Source organism: Niallia taxi (assembly GCF_004005475.1).
Classification (GTDB): domain Bacteria; phylum Bacillota; class Bacilli; order Bacillales; family Cytobacillaceae; genus Niallia; species Niallia taxi.
This window is the reverse complement of the sequence record NZ_RZTZ01000002.1, coordinates 830274-850701: the sequence shown is the minus strand read 5'-3', so window position 1 is coordinate 850701 and position 20428 is coordinate 830274. Positions and strand designations below refer to the sequence as shown.

The 20428-nt window shown below is 37.3% G+C and carries 21 protein-coding genes and 1 tRNA gene; 6 read left to right on the top strand and 16 right to left on the bottom strand.

From position 1 onward, the window contains the following. Window positions 1-134: 134 nt before the first annotated feature. The gene (locus EM808_RS09105; protein WP_127737851.1) at window positions 135-500 is read left to right on the top strand and encodes a winged helix-turn-helix transcriptional regulator; all 366 of its coding nucleotides are present in this window, start codon (window positions 135-137) and stop codon (window positions 498-500) included. A gap of 470 nt (window positions 501-970) precedes the next feature. Beyond that, on the top strand, window positions 971-2155 hold the full coding sequence (locus EM808_RS09100; protein WP_127737850.1) for an MFS transporter: 1185 nt from the start codon (window positions 971-973) through the stop codon (window positions 2153-2155). A gap of 151 nt (window positions 2156-2306) precedes the next feature. On the opposite strand, the gene EM808_RS09095 is transcribed toward EM808_RS09100, so the two are convergent. From EM808_RS09095 to EM808_RS09080, 4 genes are all read right to left on the bottom strand, one after another. Continuing rightward, window positions 2307-2579 (bottom strand): HPr family phosphocarrier protein, encoded by a 273-nt coding sequence (locus EM808_RS09095; RefSeq protein ID WP_164849607.1) that lies wholly within the window; start codon window positions 2577-2579, stop codon window positions 2307-2309. 185 nt (window positions 2580-2764) lie between these two features. Beyond that, window positions 2765-3472 (bottom strand): GntR family transcriptional regulator, encoded by a 708-nt coding sequence (locus tag EM808_RS09090; RefSeq protein ID WP_127737848.1) that lies wholly within the window; start codon window positions 3470-3472, stop codon window positions 2765-2767. Window positions 3473-3528: 56 nt separating this feature from the next. Next, window positions 3529-4173, bottom strand: coding sequence for a DapH/DapD/GlmU-related protein (locus EM808_RS29490; RefSeq protein ID WP_127737847.1), 645 nt, complete (start codon window positions 4171-4173; stop codon window positions 3529-3531). 158 nt (window positions 4174-4331) lie between these two features. Beyond that, window positions 4332-5231 (bottom strand): AraC family transcriptional regulator, encoded by a 900-nt coding sequence (locus tag EM808_RS09080; RefSeq protein WP_127737846.1) that lies wholly within the window; start codon window positions 5229-5231, stop codon window positions 4332-4334. 172 nt (window positions 5232-5403) lie between these two features. Between EM808_RS09080 and EM808_RS09075 the strand changes: the two genes are divergently transcribed. Beyond that, on the top strand, window positions 5404-6243 hold the full coding sequence (locus EM808_RS09075) for a Cof-type HAD-IIB family hydrolase (RefSeq protein ID WP_127737845.1): 840 nt from the start codon (window positions 5404-5406) through the stop codon (window positions 6241-6243). 478 nt (window positions 6244-6721) lie between these two features. On the opposite strand, the gene EM808_RS09070 is transcribed toward EM808_RS09075, so the two are convergent. The 3 genes from EM808_RS09070 to EM808_RS09060 form a co-directional block, all read right to left on the bottom strand. Continuing rightward, window positions 6722-6793 (bottom strand) — tRNA-Val (locus EM808_RS09070). 139 nt (window positions 6794-6932) lie between these two features. Beyond that, window positions 6933-8282 (bottom strand): amino acid permease, encoded by a 1350-nt coding sequence (locus tag EM808_RS09065; protein ID WP_127737844.1) that lies wholly within the window; start codon window positions 8280-8282, stop codon window positions 6933-6935. Window positions 8283-8552: 270 nt separating this feature from the next. Then, entirely contained in the window at window positions 8553-8888 is a 336-nt protein-coding gene (locus tag EM808_RS09060; protein ID WP_150908895.1) for a hypothetical protein, read from the bottom strand. A 110-nt stretch (window positions 8889-8998) separates the two neighbouring features. Here EM808_RS09060 and EM808_RS09055 point away from each other — a divergent pair, with 110 nt between their 5' ends. Then, window positions 8999-9772 carry a serine/threonine protein kinase gene (locus tag EM808_RS09055; RefSeq protein WP_127737842.1) on the top strand — a complete coding sequence of 258 codons (774 nt, stop codon included), beginning with the start codon at window positions 8999-9001 and terminating at the stop codon, window positions 9770-9772. Here the strand turns inward: EM808_RS09055 and EM808_RS09050 are convergent. The 6 genes from EM808_RS09050 to EM808_RS09025 form a co-directional block, all read right to left on the bottom strand. Continuing rightward, window positions 9769-9927, bottom strand: coding sequence for a hypothetical protein (locus EM808_RS09050; protein WP_164849606.1), 159 nt, complete (start codon window positions 9925-9927; stop codon window positions 9769-9771). The genes EM808_RS09055 and EM808_RS09050 overlap by 4 nt on opposite strands. A gap of 150 nt (window positions 9928-10077) precedes the next feature. Next, complete coding sequence (locus tag EM808_RS09045) at window positions 10078-10734, bottom strand: MtnX-like HAD-IB family phosphatase (RefSeq protein WP_127737840.1); 657 nt, start codon at window positions 10732-10734, stop codon at window positions 10078-10080. 242 nt (window positions 10735-10976) lie between these two features. Next, a complete protein-coding gene (gene kduD / locus EM808_RS09040; protein WP_127737939.1) occupies window positions 10977-11759 on the bottom strand; it encodes a 2-dehydro-3-deoxy-D-gluconate 5-dehydrogenase KduD in 783 nt (260 codons plus the stop codon). A gap of 36 nt (window positions 11760-11795) precedes the next feature. Further along, a complete protein-coding gene (gene kduI, locus EM808_RS09035; RefSeq protein ID WP_127737839.1) occupies window positions 11796-12635 on the bottom strand; it encodes a 5-dehydro-4-deoxy-D-glucuronate isomerase in 840 nt (279 codons plus the stop codon). Between the two features lie 32 nt (window positions 12636-12667). Then, on the bottom strand, window positions 12668-13681 hold the full coding sequence (locus tag EM808_RS09030) for a sugar kinase (protein WP_127737838.1): 1014 nt from the start codon (window positions 13679-13681) through the stop codon (window positions 12668-12670). After that, on the bottom strand, window positions 13678-14331 hold the full coding sequence (locus EM808_RS09025; RefSeq protein WP_127737837.1) for a bifunctional 4-hydroxy-2-oxoglutarate aldolase/2-dehydro-3-deoxy-phosphogluconate aldolase: 654 nt from the start codon (window positions 14329-14331) through the stop codon (window positions 13678-13680). The genes EM808_RS09030 and EM808_RS09025 overlap by 4 nt, the downstream gene beginning before the upstream one ends. Window positions 14332-14492: 161 nt before the next feature. Between EM808_RS09025 and EM808_RS09020 the strand changes: the two genes are divergently transcribed. Both EM808_RS09020 and EM808_RS09015 read left to right on the top strand, forming a co-directional pair. Continuing rightward, window positions 14493-15335 (top strand): sugar phosphate isomerase/epimerase family protein, encoded by an 843-nt coding sequence (locus EM808_RS09020; RefSeq protein WP_127737836.1) that lies wholly within the window; start codon window positions 14493-14495, stop codon window positions 15333-15335. 55 nt (window positions 15336-15390) lie between these two features. Beyond that, a complete protein-coding gene (locus tag EM808_RS09015; protein WP_127737835.1) occupies window positions 15391-16155 on the top strand; it encodes an IclR family transcriptional regulator in 765 nt (254 codons plus the stop codon). A 65-nt stretch (window positions 16156-16220) separates the two neighbouring features. On the opposite strand, the gene uxaC is transcribed toward EM808_RS09015, so the two are convergent. The 3 genes from uxaC to EM808_RS09000 form a co-directional block, all read right to left on the bottom strand. Next, a complete protein-coding gene (uxaC, locus tag EM808_RS09010; RefSeq protein ID WP_127737834.1) occupies window positions 16221-17633 on the bottom strand; it encodes a glucuronate isomerase in 1413 nt (470 codons plus the stop codon). Between the two features lie 9 nt (window positions 17634-17642). After that, window positions 17643-18776: a glycoside hydrolase family 88/105 protein gene (locus tag EM808_RS09005; protein ID WP_235856581.1), complete on the bottom strand. Its 1134-nt coding sequence runs from the start codon at window positions 18774-18776 to the stop codon at window positions 17643-17645. A gap of 123 nt (window positions 18777-18899) precedes the next feature. Further along, the gene (locus EM808_RS09000; protein ID WP_127737833.1) at window positions 18900-20399 is read right to left on the bottom strand and encodes an MFS transporter; all 1500 of its coding nucleotides are present in this window, start codon (window positions 20397-20399) and stop codon (window positions 18900-18902) included. Window positions 20400-20428: the final 29 nt, after the last annotated feature.

Below are 20428 nucleotides of genomic sequence, written 5' to 3'. Positions count from 1 at the left end.
CCCCTTTTTTAGAGTTCCAATGTCTGACAACAGAATGGTTTTTTAAGATAAGCGACAGTTATGTTGTTTTTTTACAATCCTTTTTTCACAAGATTACTATAATTAAGACATCAAGCATATTATAGGAGGAAAAAATGAGTCAACTACGCGAAAAGAAGTTTAATTGTGAAAAGGAACTTACACTTTCCATCATTAGCGGCAAATGGAAAATACCAATTCTTTGGCACTTAGGAAAGCAAGGGACCAAACGTTTTGGCGAGCTAAAAAAATTAATTCCTGCAATAACTCATCGAATGCTTGTAAATCAATTAAGAGAACTAGAAGAAGCTTCTATCATTCATCGTGAAGTTTATCCAGTTGTTCCTCCTAAAGTAGAATATTCCCTTACTAAACTTGGAGAAAGCGTTATGCCGATATTAGAGGAAATGCAAGAATGGGGAAGGAACTATAAGAGAGTGAATCTTGATAATCAGTTGCCATACTTGAATGGGGTTCAGTAATACACTAATTAGGCTTGGCTGTAGGGGGAATGGGCGTAACATAGTCTAGTAAAAGATTTTACAAATGTCATTCTATTCATAGAAATAGGCTCAAAACATCATTCTTCCAATGACCTTTTGAGCCTCCTCTCCGTAATATACATAAAACCACTTTCTACAACAGAAATAACCACATCCATCTTTCGAATTTTCACCTTTAAAATAATCACTCTGCTTTGCAGAATTATTACATTGAAAAAATTTAACATGTACTAATTTCCAACTTAGAATATTATACTTCATTAAAGTATGAAATGATTGAACATTCATTCTTTTTCGTCTACCCTTATACATATGGAAACACTTACTTAACCCCGTGCTCAAAGTCTGCAAAGAAAACGCTTTCGGATTATTTATACAAAAGCCGAAATCATCTTCTTTAGAAGTAATCTACTTACTAGATAAATGTATCCGAAAGGAGCTAATGGAAAATGCAAACTGTACAAAAAAGCCAAGCATCGCTTGTTTTATGGATTGTGGCGTTTTTTTGGTTCGCTCAATACGTATATGTCCCTTATCAAACTACCTATCTACTTTTAGCACATATTTCTAGTAATTTAGTTGGTGCTATTATTGGTGCATATGGTATTTCCCAGCTGCTGCTTCGATTGCCTGTAGGGGTACTTGCTGATCTTAGCAGCAATCATAAATTTTTTATTATTTTGGGTGCCTTTTTAGCTGGTGCTGCTTCCTTCATTCGAATTTTGTTACCTGATGAAGTTGGCTTCTTAGTAGCAAATATATTATCAGGGACTGCCAGTGCCACCTGGATCTCCTTTATGATATTGTATATGAGCTTTTTTAAAAAGGCAGATCAAACTCGCGCAACCAGTAAAATTATTATGGCGAATAACACAGGGATGTTACTCGGCTTTGTCACTAGCACCTTTTTGTATGATATTGTCGGCATGATGGTTATCTGTGCCTTCAGTTTAGGAGCTGGACTTATAGCCTGTCTCCTTTCCTTTTTCCTTCAGACAACAAAACCGGAAAAACGACCTAACATACGTGTAATTGAGTTATTACAGGTTATTAAGGATAAAAACCTTTTGCTTTATTCCTGTTTAGCATTAGTACAGCAGGGTGTGCAAATGTCTACAACCATGTCCTTTACAAACCAAATCATTAAGGAACTTGGCGCTACAAATATGGAAATTGGGTTTTCCTCCATCATCTATATGCTCTCTGCCGTTTTCTTTGCCAAGCTTGCTTCAACTAAATTCCTTGAGTTACTTACAAAAAAACAGTGGATTTATTCTAGTTTTTTATTACTAGGTATCTACTGTCTATTAGTTCCACAATCTAGTTCCATTTTGATTGTTTGTCTTTTACAACTAATTCCAGGTGTGGGTACTGGTATATTGTTTTCACTCATAACTTCCGAGGCACTCCAATCGGTTCCAATGCAAAAGCGCTCTACAGCGATGGGCTTTTTCCAGGCTGTCTATGCCGTTGGTATGACTGCCTTTCCCATTATAAGTGGCAGTATTTATGAGCATTTATCTATGAAGGCAGCATTTATATTTCTGGCTGGAACTTGTTTTACTGCCTTTTTCATCTCTTTGGTTTCCGCTCGAAAAGAAAAAAGAATATTACGTAAGAGAAATGTGTCGTAGCTAAGTAAATAGAGGATTATAGAATACGGGCGCGCTTAGAAGGATAGAAGCGGTTCATCCTATCGAAAACCGCTTCTTTGTTTAACAAGTTATTATGTAAATTCACTTTTTTATTACAGATATTTTGGTTTCTTAAAATGTTCTCATACCTCTATTTAAAAGGAACATCACTCTGTCCTTCACTTAAAAATCCCTTCAATGCCAAAATAGCATAGCTTTCATCCTTACCATTAGCAACTATTATTATTTTGTCCTCTTCTAAAACATTTAAATTCATAATATCCATTAAATTAATTCCACAAGTAACTCCATTATGAATAATATGGATTTCACACTCAAACGAAGCAGCAATAACAAAAAATTTCACCGTGTTTCTTGCTTGTAGTCCTCTTTTAAGCTTTACACTAACCTGACTTTTCAGCATAATTTGCACCTCAAACAACCATTCCATTATTTCTCGCAAATTATCAAATTCAACAGGTTCCTCCTAAAAAGAAAAGAGATTGTATTGGCCCTAACTATTTCTGTTTAAACCACTTATTAAAAAACTTTAATAAGTAGATCTTATTCATTTAACAACTTCTTATAATAATAGCTTTGTCTAGTAATCTAGTTTGGACTATTTACTTTAAGGAAAAACCTAGCTTGTTTGTAATGATAAACAGCTTTTGAATAACAAAATGGCTGGCCATTTACAAGATGATAAATAATTTCTTTACACAGCATGGGATCCCCTGCATTTAAGCCGAAAAAACTGGCTTCTTCCGCATTCAGTTTATCTACATTGACATAAATATCTGGAAACCCCATTTTTATTCCGAGAACGTCCTTGATATACTCCCAAATCGGCTTAAGAGCTATTTCTTCGTCCAGATTGGATATTATCTTCTGGCTTAAAAAAACTTGCTCCAAACATGTTACTTGCTTATCCAGATAATAAACATACTTTACAGAATACACCTTTGCGGTTTTTTCCAATCTAAGAGCATTTGTAACTTCAGGTAATGCATTTATTCGTTTCATTTCCATTATTTCCAACAAATCATAACGGTTATCACTAGCATCTTCCAGAAGCTCATTTACTCCCAAAAGATTATAATATTCCTTTCTACCTTCACCTCTTACAAAAATCCCGCTTCCTCGCACCATATAAATGATTCCTTTATCCTCCAATACCTTAAGCGCTTTTATGATGGTGCTTTTACTAACCTTAAAATGACTAATTAACGTTTCTATGACCGGAAGCTTGTCTTTTTGTTGTAAATTTTCCGTTATATGTCTTGCTATTTCCAAGGCGATTTTTTGATATTTTAACATAGGTAATCCTCACTCTTAAAAACGATTGAAATGGTTATTGTTTTGTAATGGGAAAATTATTTTTTAATATCTGGCTTCTTTGCTCTTAAGCTTGCTTCCTCAGCTAAATCCTCTTGCGTTATTTTTCTGTCCTTATAGTAATATTCCCTATCATGTTCATTAATTGTACGAATTACTCTGCAAGGATTCCCAACAGCAACTGAGTTAGCCGGAATATCCTTTGTCACTACACTGCCAGCTCCAATAACACTGTTTTCGCCAATGGTTACTCCTGGACATATCGTACTTCCAGCTCCAATCCAGCAATTATCTTCAATTTTGACTGGATCAGCATACATATACTCTCTGTAATTAGGATTGATTGGATGACCAACAGTAGCAATAGTTATGGCAGGGCCAAACAAAACGTTTTTTCCAATGATAATTTTCGTGTCGTCAACAAAATTACAGTTAAAGTTAATATAAGTACCGTCACCAATTTCAATATTTGTACCATAGCAAAAATAAAATGGTGGTTCTATCCACGCATTTGTTTTTTTAGCAAAAATTTCTTCCATAAGTTGAACTCGCTTATCAATAGCCTCTGGTCCTGTAGCATTAAATTCCTGCATTCTTCTTTTTGCTTGCATCCTATCTTCAGGTAATCCCTCACAATTGTCGGTAAATAACTTCCCTGAATGAATTCTGTCTCTCATTGTCATTTACTATGTCTCCTTTTATGCTTCAATAGTTATCCTATTAAAAATTGTATCTGTTTATTTCTCTCTCTTCTATCAAAATCTCCTATCTTTCTTTCAAAATCGTATATTATTTAACTGTTCTCGTCCGCATCTATAAAAAAAGTGCTATAGCTGATTTTTCACGAAATAGAATCAGGATTAACAATAGTAATTTGCTTGCGATAGTCCTGAGGCCCGTAGCCCATTTTCTTCCGAAATGTATACGAAAAATAGCTGCCACTTTGAAACCCACATGCAATTGCTATTTCACTGATTGATCTATTTGTTTCTTTCAGCATTTCACAGCTTTTTTGAATTCGATAGCCGATTAAATAATTATTGGGGGTTTGTTCTATATATTTATTGAACAAATTACAGCAAATACTTCTACAAACATTACCGGCTAATGCGATGTCATCAAGTGTTATTTTATCCTCATAATGCTCATGTATGAAATTAGTCATTTTCCATACTGTCTCCCAAGAATTGTCATCGAGATAATTCTTGGGAGTTTGTTGGATATGAACACCGATATTTGCACACAGTGACATGACTTGTGCCATTAATCGAAGCGGATTTTGGTTTTGTTGCATTTCTTGGTATATGTCATTTAATGAATTCAGTGCTTCCCGTTGCCATGAAACACTTTCAGTTAATAATAAGTAATCTTCCGTATTTGAACCGAACTTTTCCTCAAGATAAACCTTTCCTGCTTGAGTATGCTCACCAAGCAAGGCTGGATGAATAACAACCACAATAAAATGGCAATCATTCATAGTATTGGAATAACCATAATGTATCCGTTTACTATTCACAAAGATTCCGTCCCCTTTTTCCACACACACCGTTCGGCCATTCACAAAATATTCCATCGAACCATCTAGCACGACGATAAACTCTAAATCTGAATGCCAATGACTAGGGGCTGCATATTTATCAAAATAAAACAGCCTTCCTTTTCGAGCATATAACGGAAAACCTGGTATATTATAATTTAATCGTTCTGATGCATCTGAAAAAATCTCTAATGCCGAATTCATGTATATCCTCCCAAATTATACGATTTTGATAATATTAAACCCGATTTTGATGGATAATGCAAGATTAATTGTTATAAAATTAGGATTAGGAAAGAAATTCAAACAGAGTGAAGTATACGATATTGTATAAAATTATAGTATCTAACGATAAAAATAAGGGGAGGATCCCAATATGAATGATATTAAAGTAATTATTATGGATGTAGATGGTACGTTAACGAATAATGAAAAAGTAATTACTGCTAAAACAAAAGAGGTGTTAGTAAAGGCGCAAAAAGCTGGGGCCATTTTAGTTCTAGCATCTGGAAGACCAACATCTGGATTAAGGGATATTGCAAAAGAATTAGAAATGGAGAAGCATCATGGACTTTTAGTTTCTTTTAACGGTTCTAAAGTAGTGGATTGTGAAACAAATGAAGTCTTATTTAATGAAACGATGAGTGTGGACGAAGGGCAAGAAGTGCTTGAGCATATGAAAAAGTTTGAAGTTATTCCAATGATTGATAAAGATAACTATATGTTTGTCAATGATGTGTTTAACAATGAAATAGATTATAATGGAAATTCTATTAATATCATAAAATATGAGTCTCGCGGTGGTAAATTTAATTTATGTGAAATAGAAGATTTGGCTGCGTTTGCTGACTATCCACTAAATAAAATCCTAACTGCAGGATCTCCTGATTATCTTCAGCAGCATTATAAAGAAATGATGGAGCCTTTTAAAGAGAAATTAAATTGTGTGTTTACGGCACCCTTTTACTTTGAATTTACAGCTCAAGGAATAGATAAAGCAAAAGCATTGGATACAGTCCTTATCCCTAGAGGTTACAAAAGGGAGGAAATGATTGCCTTTGGAGATGGACATAATGACGCAACAATGGTCGAATATGCTGGTATTGGTGTAGCTATGGCTAACGCGGTAGACGATTTAAAAGCTGTTGCGGATGAAGTGACTCGCTCAAATGAAGAAGACGGAATTGCATATACATTAAGTAAATATTTTAACTAACTGCCTATTACTTTACCTACTTATCATATAAATGCAAAGAGGATGGGACAAAACAAAATTAACCTATCTAAACACAAATAATATTATATCTAACTTTGAGACAATGTAGCATGAAAATATAAAATAGAGTATGGCTTTAAAAATTAGTTCGTTTCATTGCTCTGCGGCCACTCACTTTCCGCGGGGAGGAAGATGAGCCTCCTCGTCTTCGCCTGCGGGGTCTCATCTTTTCCTCTATATCCCGCAGGAGTCGAGTAGCCTCCGCTCCATTCCACTAAGATTTTTAATTATTGTTTTTCAAAGAAACCAAACTATTAATCAATCACATTAAATATTTTTTAATTAGACTTATATACTTATGTTCCATATGACAATTATGTTGTTCAAACGTAAAATAGGCATATAAATTAAGTCTTTTTATTGCAGTATCTAGGCATAAAAAAAAACCACTTTCTCTTGGAAAGTGACCTTTTCTTGATGATCCGAGAGGGATTCGAACCCCCGACCCCATCCCTGTCAAGGATGTATTCTCCCGCTGAACTATCGGATCATATTTTATGTAATATATTCGCTTACTTGATGTACTTATAATAACGGATGCTTGTCTTAGCGTCAAGGAAATTTTTTCGTTTTGTAAAGGTTTCGTAAAAAAAGGAAAAAGACAGCCATTTAGCTGTCTTTTTCACTTCTTATTGAATGACTTTTTTGCGGAATTGATAGATTACAATTAGCAAAATGAACCAAACTGGTGTTACAAACAATGCAACTCTAGTATCCTCTGCAAATCCTAAAACAACTAGGATGAATGCCAAAAACGCTAAAATAATGTAGTTGGCAGCCGGATAAAGCGGCATTTTAAATGGGTTGTTTTTCGCCAATTCTGGTTTTTGTTTTTTATATTTCAAATGGCAAATAACAATTATTGCCCATATGAATAGGAAGCACACAGTTGAAATACTTGTAATGAGTGTAAATACATCCTCTGGCATAATATAATTCAGCACAACTGCAATTAATATAACGACTAAGGAGAAATACAGCGCATTTGCTGGTACACTTCTTTTCGTCAATTTTGTCATTGGCGCTGGTGCATTGTCATTTTTCGCCAATGAGAACACCATTCTGCTTGTACTAAAAATCGCACTGTTACATGCAGATGCTGCAGATGTTAACACAACAAAATTGACTACACCTGCTGCTGCAAGAATACCAACTGTCAAGAATACTTGTACAAATGGACTTTCAGCAGGATTAATGGCATTCCAAGGATAAATTCCCATGATAACAAGCAACGCGCCGATATAGAAAATTAAAATTCTTATCGGAATGCTGTTGATTGCTTTCGGCAGTACAACCTCAGGCTTTTCCGTTTCGCCTGCGGTAAGACCGACTAATTCAATTCCAACAAAGGCAAATACGACCATTTGGAAGGAAAGGATAAATCCATTCATACCATTCGGGAACATTCCCCCATGACTCCACAGGTTAGAAAAACTTGCTGTTCCTGCATCTGTTGTAATACCTTTAAATATCATGAACAAACCTACTACAATCAAAGCTAGAATAGCAATGACTTTTATTAGTGCAAACCAAAACTCCATCTCTCCGAAAAGTTTTACTGTTGCAAGGTTCATACATAAAAGGATAACCAGTAAAATTAGCCCTGGCACCCATTGCGGTACATTCGGCAACCAGTACTGTGTATACAATCCGACAGCCGTTAAATCGGCCATAGCGATTGTAATCCAGCAAAACCAGTACGTCCAGCCTGTAATAAATGCAGCCATATTGCCAAGATAATCTTGGACAAAGTCCACAAACGAATGGTATTGCATATTGGAAAGAAGCAATTCACCTAAAGCCCGCATAATTAAAAAACAAATAATGCCCGTAATCAAATAGGCAAATAATATGGATGGACCTGCAAGATGAATCGATTTTCCTGAACCAAGAAATAATCCTGTTCCGATCGCACCACCGATTGCGATCAGCTGAACATGTCTGTTCTTTAATCCTCTCGCTAACTTTTGCTCTTGCATGATTATTCTTCACACTCTCTTTCTATGATGTTAGCAATCAATCACTACTCTACTATTTTTATTAGCATGATTGTTTTTACATGAACATAAAAAATTGCGCTGATCATGTATGAAGTGCTTCTTTGTTAGAATTTTCCCACATTTCCTATTATACATAAAAGAAAAATTATAGCATATATTTTTTACGTTGCACATGGATTTTTTCTTCCAAAAAAACGCTGCGAAACAATAAAAAAGCATTTCCTCTAAAAATAGAGAAAATGCTCCTTTTCACTTGGATCTTTTGTACAGCAAATAACGGATTACCACTCCATTCCCTGCTGCAAGCAAGCCAATATAAATGAAAAGGATGACTCCTTTGCTGAATAAATCGGGTACAGCTTGATACCAAATAGCTCCACATATTACTAGAAAACATATGCTTGACAATATGGATGCAATTGCAGCAATCACTATCCCTTTCGTTTTCAGAAAGTACTTGCCGATTTTCCAAGAGAAAAATAATGCTGCAAAGAGGATCCCATAAAAAAGAAATTGAGTAAATATGAAATGACTGTCCAATTTATCACCTTCATTCTCCCTTTTATGTATCATATTTACGCACATGCTGACCTATTCCTCTATTTTTAAATGCACGTCATATACCACTTACCAGTACCAGTAATGTCTATTTATTTGCTACAATATTCTAAAGTGTTGACTTAGGATGTGGATGAATGATTTGGAAAATTCTTCTCAAGTGGATTTATGATCGCCCCTTGCAAAAGGGCGAACTTCTTGGAAATTCTTATCGAATGGAAAAATGTGTTGGTATGGGTGGCTATGGCCTAATTTACAGATGCACACATATTGATACAAATAAGCAATATGTCGCCAAGCAGCTGCGTCCAAGCAAGGCATTGAAGCAAAAGGAAAAACAACGTTTCCTGCAAGAAATCAAGTTGATTTCCTCATTAAATCATCATCAAATTCCAAGGCTATTTGATACAATTGAATCAGATAAAGAGGTCTTTTACGTAATGGAGTATATTGACGGGTTAAATATAGAGGATTTGCTTTTTTACGAAAAACAAACGTTCTCTGAAATAGATGCTTTAAAACTGATTCAAAAGCTTTTAGATGCACTTGCTTATTTGCATGATAAGCATATTTATCATCATGATATCCGGCCGCCGAATATTCTTATAAAGGAAAATAATCTTTATTTAATTGATTATGGACTCGCCAAGCTCGCTTCCGACCCAAAAGAAGCAGAAGTGCTTAAACAGGATGATTTTTTTGATATCGGGGAATGCCTTCTCTATTTGCTGTATTCCACATATACAGGTAAAAGAAAAAGGAAGGGCAGCTGGCTTACAGAGCTTGAACTAAATGAAGAAACAACAAATATTATTAAGAAACTGCTTGGTATTGATAAGGGCTATCAAGAAATCCAAAGCATTCGTTATGATGTTGATAATGCCATAAAAAAACTCTTGCTACTAATTTAAGCAAGAGTTTTTTTGTCAGCTGCTGCTGTAGCTTTTTCGTTTATAACGATGGCTGCCACCGTATCTGTCATGACTCCTTTTACCAGAACTGCTGCTACCATAATACTTGCGACTACGGCGACTGCTGCTGAACTTTCTATGCCTGTGACGATCACTGTGGCTTCCTGTAAGTTGTTGTACCTTACGGATTATTTTTTTAAACAATTGCTCACCTCCTTTGAAACGTTGCTAATTACATCATATTGTATTTACACCATAAATACATAATATTAACAATATCTTTACATTACCTTAACTTTCATGTATTACTTTGCGGAAATTTGCCCATTTTTTGTAAGCTGTGCTTCTATTTCGCGGAAGGATTCAAATGGGATAAAGTCGATATTTTTTTCTGTTAGCAAATCCTTTAAAACATCCCTTGCAAAGGTTATGTCCGCAAATGCTGCTGGGTGAGAATCCGGTTCACTGTCACCAGCAAAGTAGACTTTCTCATATTCCTCCTTTAGCTTTTGAATAACGATTGCCTTGTCAATGCCATACCGCTCTGAATACTTCCAATCTTCCTTATTAATATTCAACTGAATATTTTTGTCTTTGAATACTCCTTCATTGGAAAGAACAACAACGTTTTCCAGCTTGTACTTCTCTATAATATGCTTTATGTAATAATCTGTTCCCGCACTAAGAATGTAGAAATCGCCACCACTTTGCTGGACAGCTTTAACGAAGGGAGGCACATATTCATCAATCGGAATCCCATGCACATCACGGATTATTTGGTCCTCCTCCTGATGGATAGCTCCAAATACTGTACTTAAAAAGTCAATATCCTTGATGCTTCCGTTTTTCCACTCTTTATACAGCTCCTTGCCTTCTGGAAAATAGCGTTCAATTACAATCCAATAAAAGTCCTTTTTGGAAATGGTTCCATCAAAGTCAGATACAAATGCCCATTTTTTCATTATTTGTCGTCCTTCCTAATTCTAAATAATTGATGTTCGTACCATCTGTTTAGTTCCTATAAAACTACCTTTATAATCGAAGCTACTTATAAATTCAGCCTCTTTTCTTCTTATTAGTAAGTTTTACTAGGAAAAGATATCCTTACAAGTATTCTTTAACACGTTTACAAATTCCTTTTTAGTGAATATAAATAAAAAAAGCTATTCACTAAATTATAGTGAATAGCGGATATTCTCTCTTTTTATCTTGCTAACCAGCCACCATCAACTGCTAAAATATGTCCGTTCATATAGTCGGAGGCCTTACTTGCTAAAAATACGATTACACCCATTAAATCTGCTGGATCTGCCCAACGATTCGCGGGGATACGGGAAAGTATTTCTGCATTGCGCTTTTCATCGGCTCGAATTGGTGCGGTATTTGCTGTTTTAATATAGCCTGGAGCAATAGCATTTATCTGGATATTATATTCAGCCAGTTCATTTGCAAATGCCTTCGTAATCCCTGCAACTCCATGCTTACTCGCTGTGTATGGCGGAACAAACTTGCCGCCTTGAAATGCAAGCATGGAGGCAACATTAATGATTTTACCATTGCCTTGTTCCTTCATGATTCTCGCAACAGCTTGGCTTAAAAAATAAACAGCGTTCAAATTAATATCCATAACAGCATCCCAATCGTCCTCTTTATACTCAAGTAATGGAGCACGTCTGATTGTTCCTGCATTATTGACTAAAACATCTATCTTCCCAAAGGCTTCCTGACAGGCTGTAATTACTGCTTTTGCTTGGTTCCTGTCAGTCAAATCGGCTTGATGAAAAACAACTGTTTTGCCTTCCTTCTCAATCAGCTCTTTCGTTTCACTCCAATTATCATCATGAGTGACAATAAAGAGATCTGCACCTGCTTTAGCAAGTGCCACCGCATACCCTTGTCCTAACCCTGAATTTCCGCCAGTTACGATGGCGACCTGTCCATCTAGTTTAAAGAAATCTAAAGAAAATTGATCAAATTGTGTAGTCATCATTATATTCCTCCTTTTTTTACTAGATTCATATTATTAGCGCAAGTCTTCCATTTTCACATGATCCATATCTGTATACGTAATATTTTCCCCGCACATCCCCCAAATGAAAGTATAATTATTTGTAGCAGTCCCTGTATGGATCGACCAGCTTGGTGAAATGGCTGCTTGCTCATTACTCATAACTAAATGTCTTGTTTCAGCCGGCTGGCCCATAAAGTGGAATACGCGAGTTTCTGGTTCCATATCAAAGTACAAATATACTTCCATGCGTCTTTCATGTGTATGGCATGGCATCGTATTCCACACGCTTCCCGGTGACAGCATCGTCAAGCCCATTTGCAGCTGACAGCTTTCACACACATTCGGATGAACATATTGATAAATTCTTCGTTCGTTAAGCGTTCCAGGCTCTCCAGCTTGAAGTGGCTCAATTTTATTTATGTCAATTTTCACTGTTGGATATTTATGATGAGCAGGAGTTGAGTTGATATAAAACTTCGCCGGATTTTCTGGATTTTCTGAACGGAATATTACTTCCTTTGTTCCTTTCCCAACATACAAACCATCTCTTTTTTGCATGTCATATACTTCTCCATCTAAAATAACAGAACCATCTCCGCCAATATTGATAATTCCCAGTTCTCTGCGTTCCAAGAAATATTCAACACCTAATTCCTTATTTAAGGTAATGGTCAGTTCGTTTTGTGCTGGTGTTACTCCACCAAAAATCATTCGATCATTATGCGTATAAGTAAGGTGCACATAGCCTGGTTCAAAAATTGTCTCAACAAGGAAATGATTTCTCAGTTCATCTGTCGTATATTTTTTCATGTCCTCAGGATGGATGGCATAACGAGTAGCTAATTCTGTCATTTTAAATCGCTCCTTTATTTTCATATTATTGGTCAGCGGGAAATCCGCCCTGATCCTGCTTCTATAAATCTAGTAATTTCTTTTTTCGTGAATTGACTGCAATCTCCGTAAATCGTGTGCTTTAATGCAGAAGCTGCTGTTGCGAAAGCAACGAGTTCGGCTGGTGCTTGGTCTTCTAAAAGACCGCATAAAATTCCTGACGCAAATGCATCCCCTCCACCAACCCTATCGACAATTGGCTTAATATCATGCACTTTCGATTGATAAAGCTTGCCATCCAAATACAAGTTTCCTTGCAGCTCATTGTGGGAGGCTGAATGCACTGTGCGGAAGGTAGAAGCCATTACGGCAATGTTTGGATACATCTCATTAATTTTCTCGTAATAATAGACAAGCCTTTCCTGATTATCCCATTCACTTCTTGCCTTAGGGATACTAAGGAGATAAATAGCATCCAGTTCCCCGCATGAACAAATATCCACATGTGGCAATATTGGCTTAATTGCTGCTGCAGCCTCTTCCTGGCTCCATAATGTTGCTCTGTAGTTAAAATCAAAGCTTACTTGGACCCCAAGCCTTTTTGCCGTTTGAACAGCCTGCAAAACCAATTCTCTTAAACTTTCTGATAATGCTAGTGTAATACCGGAAATATGAAAAATGTCAGCATCCTTCAAGATTGCTTCAAAATTCAACTCATCACCTGTGATCTCAGAAAAACTGGAGTATTTTCGGTCATATGTCACATGCGGACTGCGCTCACCACTGCCAGTTTCTAAATAATAGGTTCCTAAACGTTGACCGCCTGAGAGCAGAAAGTCTGTTGATACACCGTTTCCATGAAGATGCCGACATACTCCTTTACCTAGCGGATTATCCGGTACTTTGCTGACAAAATATGTATTGTATCCGTATCCGGCAAGGGCAATGGCGACATTTGCCTCTCCGCCTCCATAATGCATGTGAAGAGTGTTTGCTGAACTGAGACGCTCGCCTTGATTAGTTGAAAGTCTCAGCATAATCTCTCCAAATGTGACAACCTTTTTCATGAAGATTTGCCTCTAGCTTCCTTTACTTTTTCTACATACTGCCTCGCATTGGCGGTAACTTGCTCAAAATTGCCCACACTAGCTGGTGCTACCAAGTTGCCGCCAACACCAACAGCTGCACAGCCGTTCCCAATCCATTCATGAATATTTTCCAGGCTTACACCACCAGTTGGCATAATGTTCACATGTGGAAGTGGTGCTTTCACAGCCTTGACATAATCAGGTCCAAAGGCGCTTCCAGGAAAGAGCTTGATTATATCGGCACCATATTCAAGCGCCTGCTTCATTTCTGTCACCGTCATACATCCAGGCATATACGGAATTTGATACAAGTTACATAGTTTAGCAGTTTCCTTGTCAAAACATGGACTGACAATAAACTGAGCACCTGCCATAATAGCAAGCCTTGCTGTATGGGCATCCAATACTGTTCCTGCTCCGATTACAACATCGTTTGAGTTTTGGTAGCTTTCTACCAGCTCTTTAATAGCCTTTTCTGCATTTTGCACTGTGAAGGTTACTTCAATTCCAGTGATTCCCCCCTCCACACATGCTTGAGATGTTTTAACGGCTTCTTCAGGTGTGTTTGCCCGGATTACCGCAACAACCCCACAATCTGTCACTTTTTTCAAAGTATTTGCTTTATTCATCTTGCACCTCCGAAAATAACGTTATATAATTTCTTATAAGGAAACTTCATTTATTATTTGGAAACACAAGTTCATTATAGCTTCTATTGAAAACGAATACAAGAAAAAACAAATTTTTGCTAAGTAAAATTAATTTCGCCATTTAAGGGAGGAAAAGGAAAATGATTAATTTAGGTATTAGAGCGCATGATTTAACTAGCCATTCACTAGGAGAATTGGCAAATGAAGCTGCCAATAAAGGATTTTCTGCTGTCCAATTAGCTCTCGCAAAATCATTCCCTTCATTGAACATACGAAACGGCAGCCTTTCCACAGGACTCGCTTCCCACATTAGCAGAGCCTTCAACCAAGCTGGCATACAAATTGCGGTGCTAGGCTGCTATATTAATATGATTCATCCTAATCCTGAAATTCGGCAGCAAGAATTAACAAGATTTAAAGAGCATGTAAGATATGCACGAGATTTCAATTGCAGTATTGTCGGAACTGAAACTGGCAATATCCTGGAAGTGATGGAATACACGGAGGAAAACTTTACCGAAGAAGCGTTTCAAAGCGTTGTAGTTAGTGTAAAAGAGCTTGTTGCTGAAGCTGAAAAGTTTGGGGTTATCGTCGGAATTGAAGGTGGCATTAACCACCCTATCCACACTCCATTTCAAATGAAGAGATTACTGGATATTGTCGACTCTAATAACATGCAAGTTATCTATGATCCTGTTAACTTCATCACACTTGATAACTATCATGACCAGGAAAAACTCTTTTTAGAATCTGCCGAGCTGTTTGGCGACAGAATTGCCATTGTCCACTTAAAAGATTTTATGATAGAAGACAACAAAATAATGACGGTTCCTGTAGGAAAAGGACAGCTTGACTATAAAAAGCTGTTTACATGCTTCAAGAAAAGGAAGCCTTTTATGTATTATTTGATGGAATCGACCACAGAACCTCATATCAAGGAAAGTGCGGATTTCATAAGAAACGTGTACAATAGTATCAACTAAAGCTGATGGAAGGGAGTGAATTTTTCCCTTTCCGCATGAAAAAGGAAGGAAGACAATGGAAAAACAACTATATGGGACTGTTTTGCTGAAAGCAGACAGAATATTAGCCTACTTGGCAGACTGTCAGGAGCCGCAAGCATTGTACACAATCGCAAAAGAAACCGAATTAACGAATTCTACTGCGTTAAAGATACTGGAAACACTAAATTACATTGGATACGTTCAAAAAGATACAGAATTAAAAAAATTCTCTCTTGGTCCGACAATTATTAAATATGCCAATAGAGCCATACAGCATCTTGATATAAAAGAGATTGCCCAGCCTCATCTTGAAGCATTACAAGCAGAAACAGGCGAAACTGTTCACCTTGGTATCCAGGATAAAACAAATATCGTGTATATTGCCAAAATTGAAAGCAAAAACCCGATTTGCCTTTATTCAAAAGTCGGCAAAAGCATTCCCATTTATTGTTCTGCAATGGGAAAAGCGGTCCTTGCTGAACGCGGTGATGACGAGGTGGAAGAATATCTTGAAAACAATAACTTGGTTAAAATGACAGAAAACACCATTACAACAAAAGCCGGCTTTCGCAAGGAAATTGCAAGCATCAGAAGCCTTGGTTATGCCAGTGATAATTGTGAACATGAAGAGGAGGTATTTTGTATCGGCGCCTCCATATCAATCAATGAAAAAAACTATGGTGCCATCAGTGTCAGTACCCCAAAATACAGAGTATCAGAGGAGTTTGAGCAAAAGGTAATTAAAGCTGTTCAAAGCTGCCAAGCAAAGATAAAAAAAGATATTATTGCTTCCTTATAAGGAAGCAATACAAAAAAACGAAAGCTCTTGCTGCTATTAGCAAGAGCTTTCGTTTCCTATTGCCGCTATTTTCTCTCGCCAAGCCTAAAGTATTCAAATGCATTGTTATAAGAAATGTCTTGCACTATTTTTCCGAGAAGCTTTTTATCATTAGGTGCTTCCCCTGATTCCACCCATGTGCCGATAAGATTACACAAAATCCGTCTGAAATAATCATGTCTTGGATAGGACAGGAAGGAGCGGGAATCTGTCAGCATACCGACGAATGTGCTAAGCAGCCCAAAATTAGAAAGGGAGTTAAGCTGTTTCTCCATGCCGTCCTTCTGATCATTAAACCACCAGGCGGTACCAAACTGAACTTTTCCTTTAATCCCTTCCTTCTGAAACGAACCTGCCAATGTTGCCAGCATGTCATTATGAACTGCATTTAAATTATAAAGAATTGTTTTCGGAAGCTTATCCTCATATTCCAGCTCATTCATAAACAAGGCAAGCTTCTCCCCAAAGTTCCAGTCACCAATAAAGTCAAAGCCAGAATCAGATCCAAGCTTTTGCAGCATTCTTGTGTTAGGATCTCTTGCTGCACCTATATGGAGCTGCATAGTCCAGCCTAGTTCTGCATATTTCCGTCCAAGTAAAAGCAGCAGCTCTGTCGTATATTGCTCCACTTCATGGTCTGACAGCAAAAGATTTGCAAGTTTTTTTGTAAATATGGCAGAAAGCTCTTTGTCTGTTGCTCTTGCAAAGGGAATGCTTGTAAAGGCATGATCAGAAATAAAGCAGCCGTTTGCATGAAAATAATCCATCCGCATCATAATTGCATCGACAAGCAGTGGAAAATTGTCTATCGAAAAGCCCACAGATTCCCCTAAATGCTCTATATATTCGTTATAGTCTTCTCTGTCAATTCTTAACAACCGATCCGGCCTAAATGTTGGGGTAACAGATGTAGAAAAAGCACTGCCAGCAATAGCTTTATGATGTTGCAACGCATCCGTTGGGTCATCTGTTGTACAAATCCACTCCACATTCGAATCTGTTAGGAGCTTTTTGACATGGAAGCCTTCGCTGTTGATTTGTCTGTTACAAATATCATAAATATCCCGCCAACTGTCGCTTGAGAGCTGTTCTTCCACACCAAAGTATTTTTTCAATTCCATCGCAGACCAATGTAGAAGCGGATTACCAATGGTATATGGCAAGGTCTTCGCCCATGCTTGGAACTTTTCCTCATCTGTCCTATTTCCTGTTATATACGCTTCCTTTATTCCGAATGTACGCATGGCACGCCATTTATAATGGTCACCAGCTAGCCATATTTCTGTTATACTCTCAAAGCCTCTATTTTCTGCGATTGCTTGCGGGTCCAAATGGCAGTGGTAATCGATAATTGGAAGATTGCTTGCATAATCATGATAAAGCAGTTTAGCAGTTTCATTGTTTAGCAAAAACGTTTCTTCATCCATAAATCGCTTCATATTTTTTCCCTACCTTTTCCCTTTATTAAGCCATTCCATTTCTGCACTTGCCAAAATAAATGGTCCTAAGCCTTTATGGTCATTTGTTACAATGGGCTCACTTATATAATAAGTGAAGGAGCCATCACGCTTTTCTGCACCCCCTAGTCCGCCGACATAGCAGATTTTATTAACATTGATATAGCCTTCCTTTGTCTCTGTTATAAATTCATCAAGGACGCCTTCATATATTTTCTCAGCAATTTCATACCATACTTCCTCTAAATAGCCTTTGCGCACACCTTTGGCAATGGCATAAAGAAACATGCAGCTACAGGAAGATTCCAGATAATTTCCTTTTCTGGTTCCTTGGTCAAGAATCTGATACCATAGTGCCGTCTCTTTATCCTGGAATTTCATAACTGCATCCAGTACATCCTTTAGCATCACTATTAATCTTTGTTTCTGTTCATTTCCGTCCAAATAGTCAAGTACATCGACAAGTGCCATCGCAAACCAGCCAACAGAGCGTCCCCAAAAATGCTGTGATAGTCCTGTTTCCTTATCAGCCCATGGCTGCTCTCTTGTTTCATCATAGGCATGATGCAATAATCCCGTTTTATCATCCCTCGTATTCTTTTCACAAAGCAGGAATTGATTGATTACGTCCTCCCAATTCTCCTCTTCGCCGTAGGTATGGATGTACTTTCCGTAAAACACAGACCCCATATACAAACCGTCAAGCCAAACTTGGTAAGGATAAATTTGTTTATGCCAAAATGAGCCTTCCATAGTGCGTGGATGTCGACGAAGCTGTTCTCTCAACAAATCAGCAGCCTTTTTATACCTTTCATCTTTTGTTTCGTTATACAGGTCAATCAAAATTTTGCCGTTATTTACATGATCAATATTAAATTCCTGTAAGCTGTACTTCGGTATATTGCCAACCCCGTCAACGAATAAATCTAGATTTCTTTTTATATAATCCAAATACTCCCTGTCACCGGTTTGTTTCCATAATAAGTACATGCCTTCAAGCACAACACCATCCTCATATTCCCACCTCATTCTCGGATTGATGTTCGGCTTTCTTTCCATCACACTTTTGGCAGCTTTTGCTCCCCAGTTGTTATACGTCTGCTTCTTTTCAAATACTTTTTCCAACTTTATCACCTCGAAAAAATTATTTATATCTCCCTAAAAATGTTCACGTTAACATTTATATGAATAATTGTAAGGGTTTACAACCGGTTTTTCAAGAATAAACTGATTATTCCTTCCATTTAGCTAAACCGTTTTTCTCACTTGGTATCCGAGCGTATTATTGCCAAAACACTCTTCATACTTAAATCCTGTAAGATATTCAACCATTTCCTTTGTTTCCTTGTCCACTTCCAGTTTTGAACCACCATTGTTAATACGTTCAATTTCTTTAATTATCATTGCATGTGTTTTGCTGTCGAGCTTCATCTTGTAGGTTACAAAGATAGCAATTAACGCCAATCCTATTACGCCGACTGCTAAAACCCAAACTATTGCATTTACAGCAGATTCAGGCTGGACTGCTTTGCCTGACACAAAACCGAACTGTTCTAAAATCCACCCTAACAGAAAAACGATAACTGCGCGTACAAGCTTTCCAGCAAACGTCATCGTTCCGGCATATATCCCTTCTCGTCTTCTCCCTGTAACGAGCTCATCAACATCTGCGAGAAAAGTATAAACTGTCCATGGAATATAATAAACTCCGCCAGTTCCAAAACCAAATATAGCAGTTATAACGATTATTAGTATCATCAAATTGGATGATCCTGTGAAGTATAAGGCTGCGTAGCCAATTACTGTCATGATAACAACGGTTAATGCCATTCTGTATGGCTTGGCAAATCCCATCTTTAAGCATATGCCAATAAAGATGGCTGTGGAAATCAGTTGGAGAATGGAATTCATGCTGTTGAGATTTGATACGACTTCTGAGCTGTGACCTAAACCAAAAATGATAAAATAGGTGAACATGGAAGCAAACAACCACTCAGCACCGAATCCAAACAAGTACATTCCTAAATGATGACGAAATGTCCTTATTTTGAAAGTAGACAGCATATCAACTACAAGCTTTTTTAAAGATTCAAAAAGATTGCCCCCACTTTCTTCATTCTTAATACTTTCAAACGGTCTTTCCCATGAGAAGAAATATAGTGCTATCATTGCGAGCATCATGATGACTCCATACACCATTCCTGTGTACAGAAATGGTGTGGCCACATCTTGTCCGTATTCTGCAATAAATCGTCCAGGAATAAATGCAGCCAAGAATCCTGCGATTTTACCAAAAATAGCCTTGTATCCGGTCAGCTTTGTCCGCATGCTGAAGCTATCTGTCATTTCGGTCGCTATCGTTTCATATGGAACCATGATTCCAGTATAGATCAGTTCAAATAAAATATAGGTTGATAGATAATACCAGTAACCAAATCCTTCAACCCAAATCATTGGATAGACAAGCATGAGGGGAATACCGAGCAAAATAAAAAACCTTCTCCTACCGAATTTTCTGCCTACTTTTGTTTTGTGAAAATTATCTGTAATAAATCCCATAATAGGATTACTTATCGCATCCACCATACTTGCAATAGAAAAGATGGAAGCAGCTTGAACAGCAGACAATCCACAAAAGGTTGTTAAAAAGTACATGAGCCAAGCGCCGCTGATTGCCAAAGCTCCACTTCCTAATAAATTGCCGCTTCCATATGCAAGTTGATGTTTCAAACCTATTTTTCTAGCCATATTTCCTTCTCTCCTAACAATGAACTAAA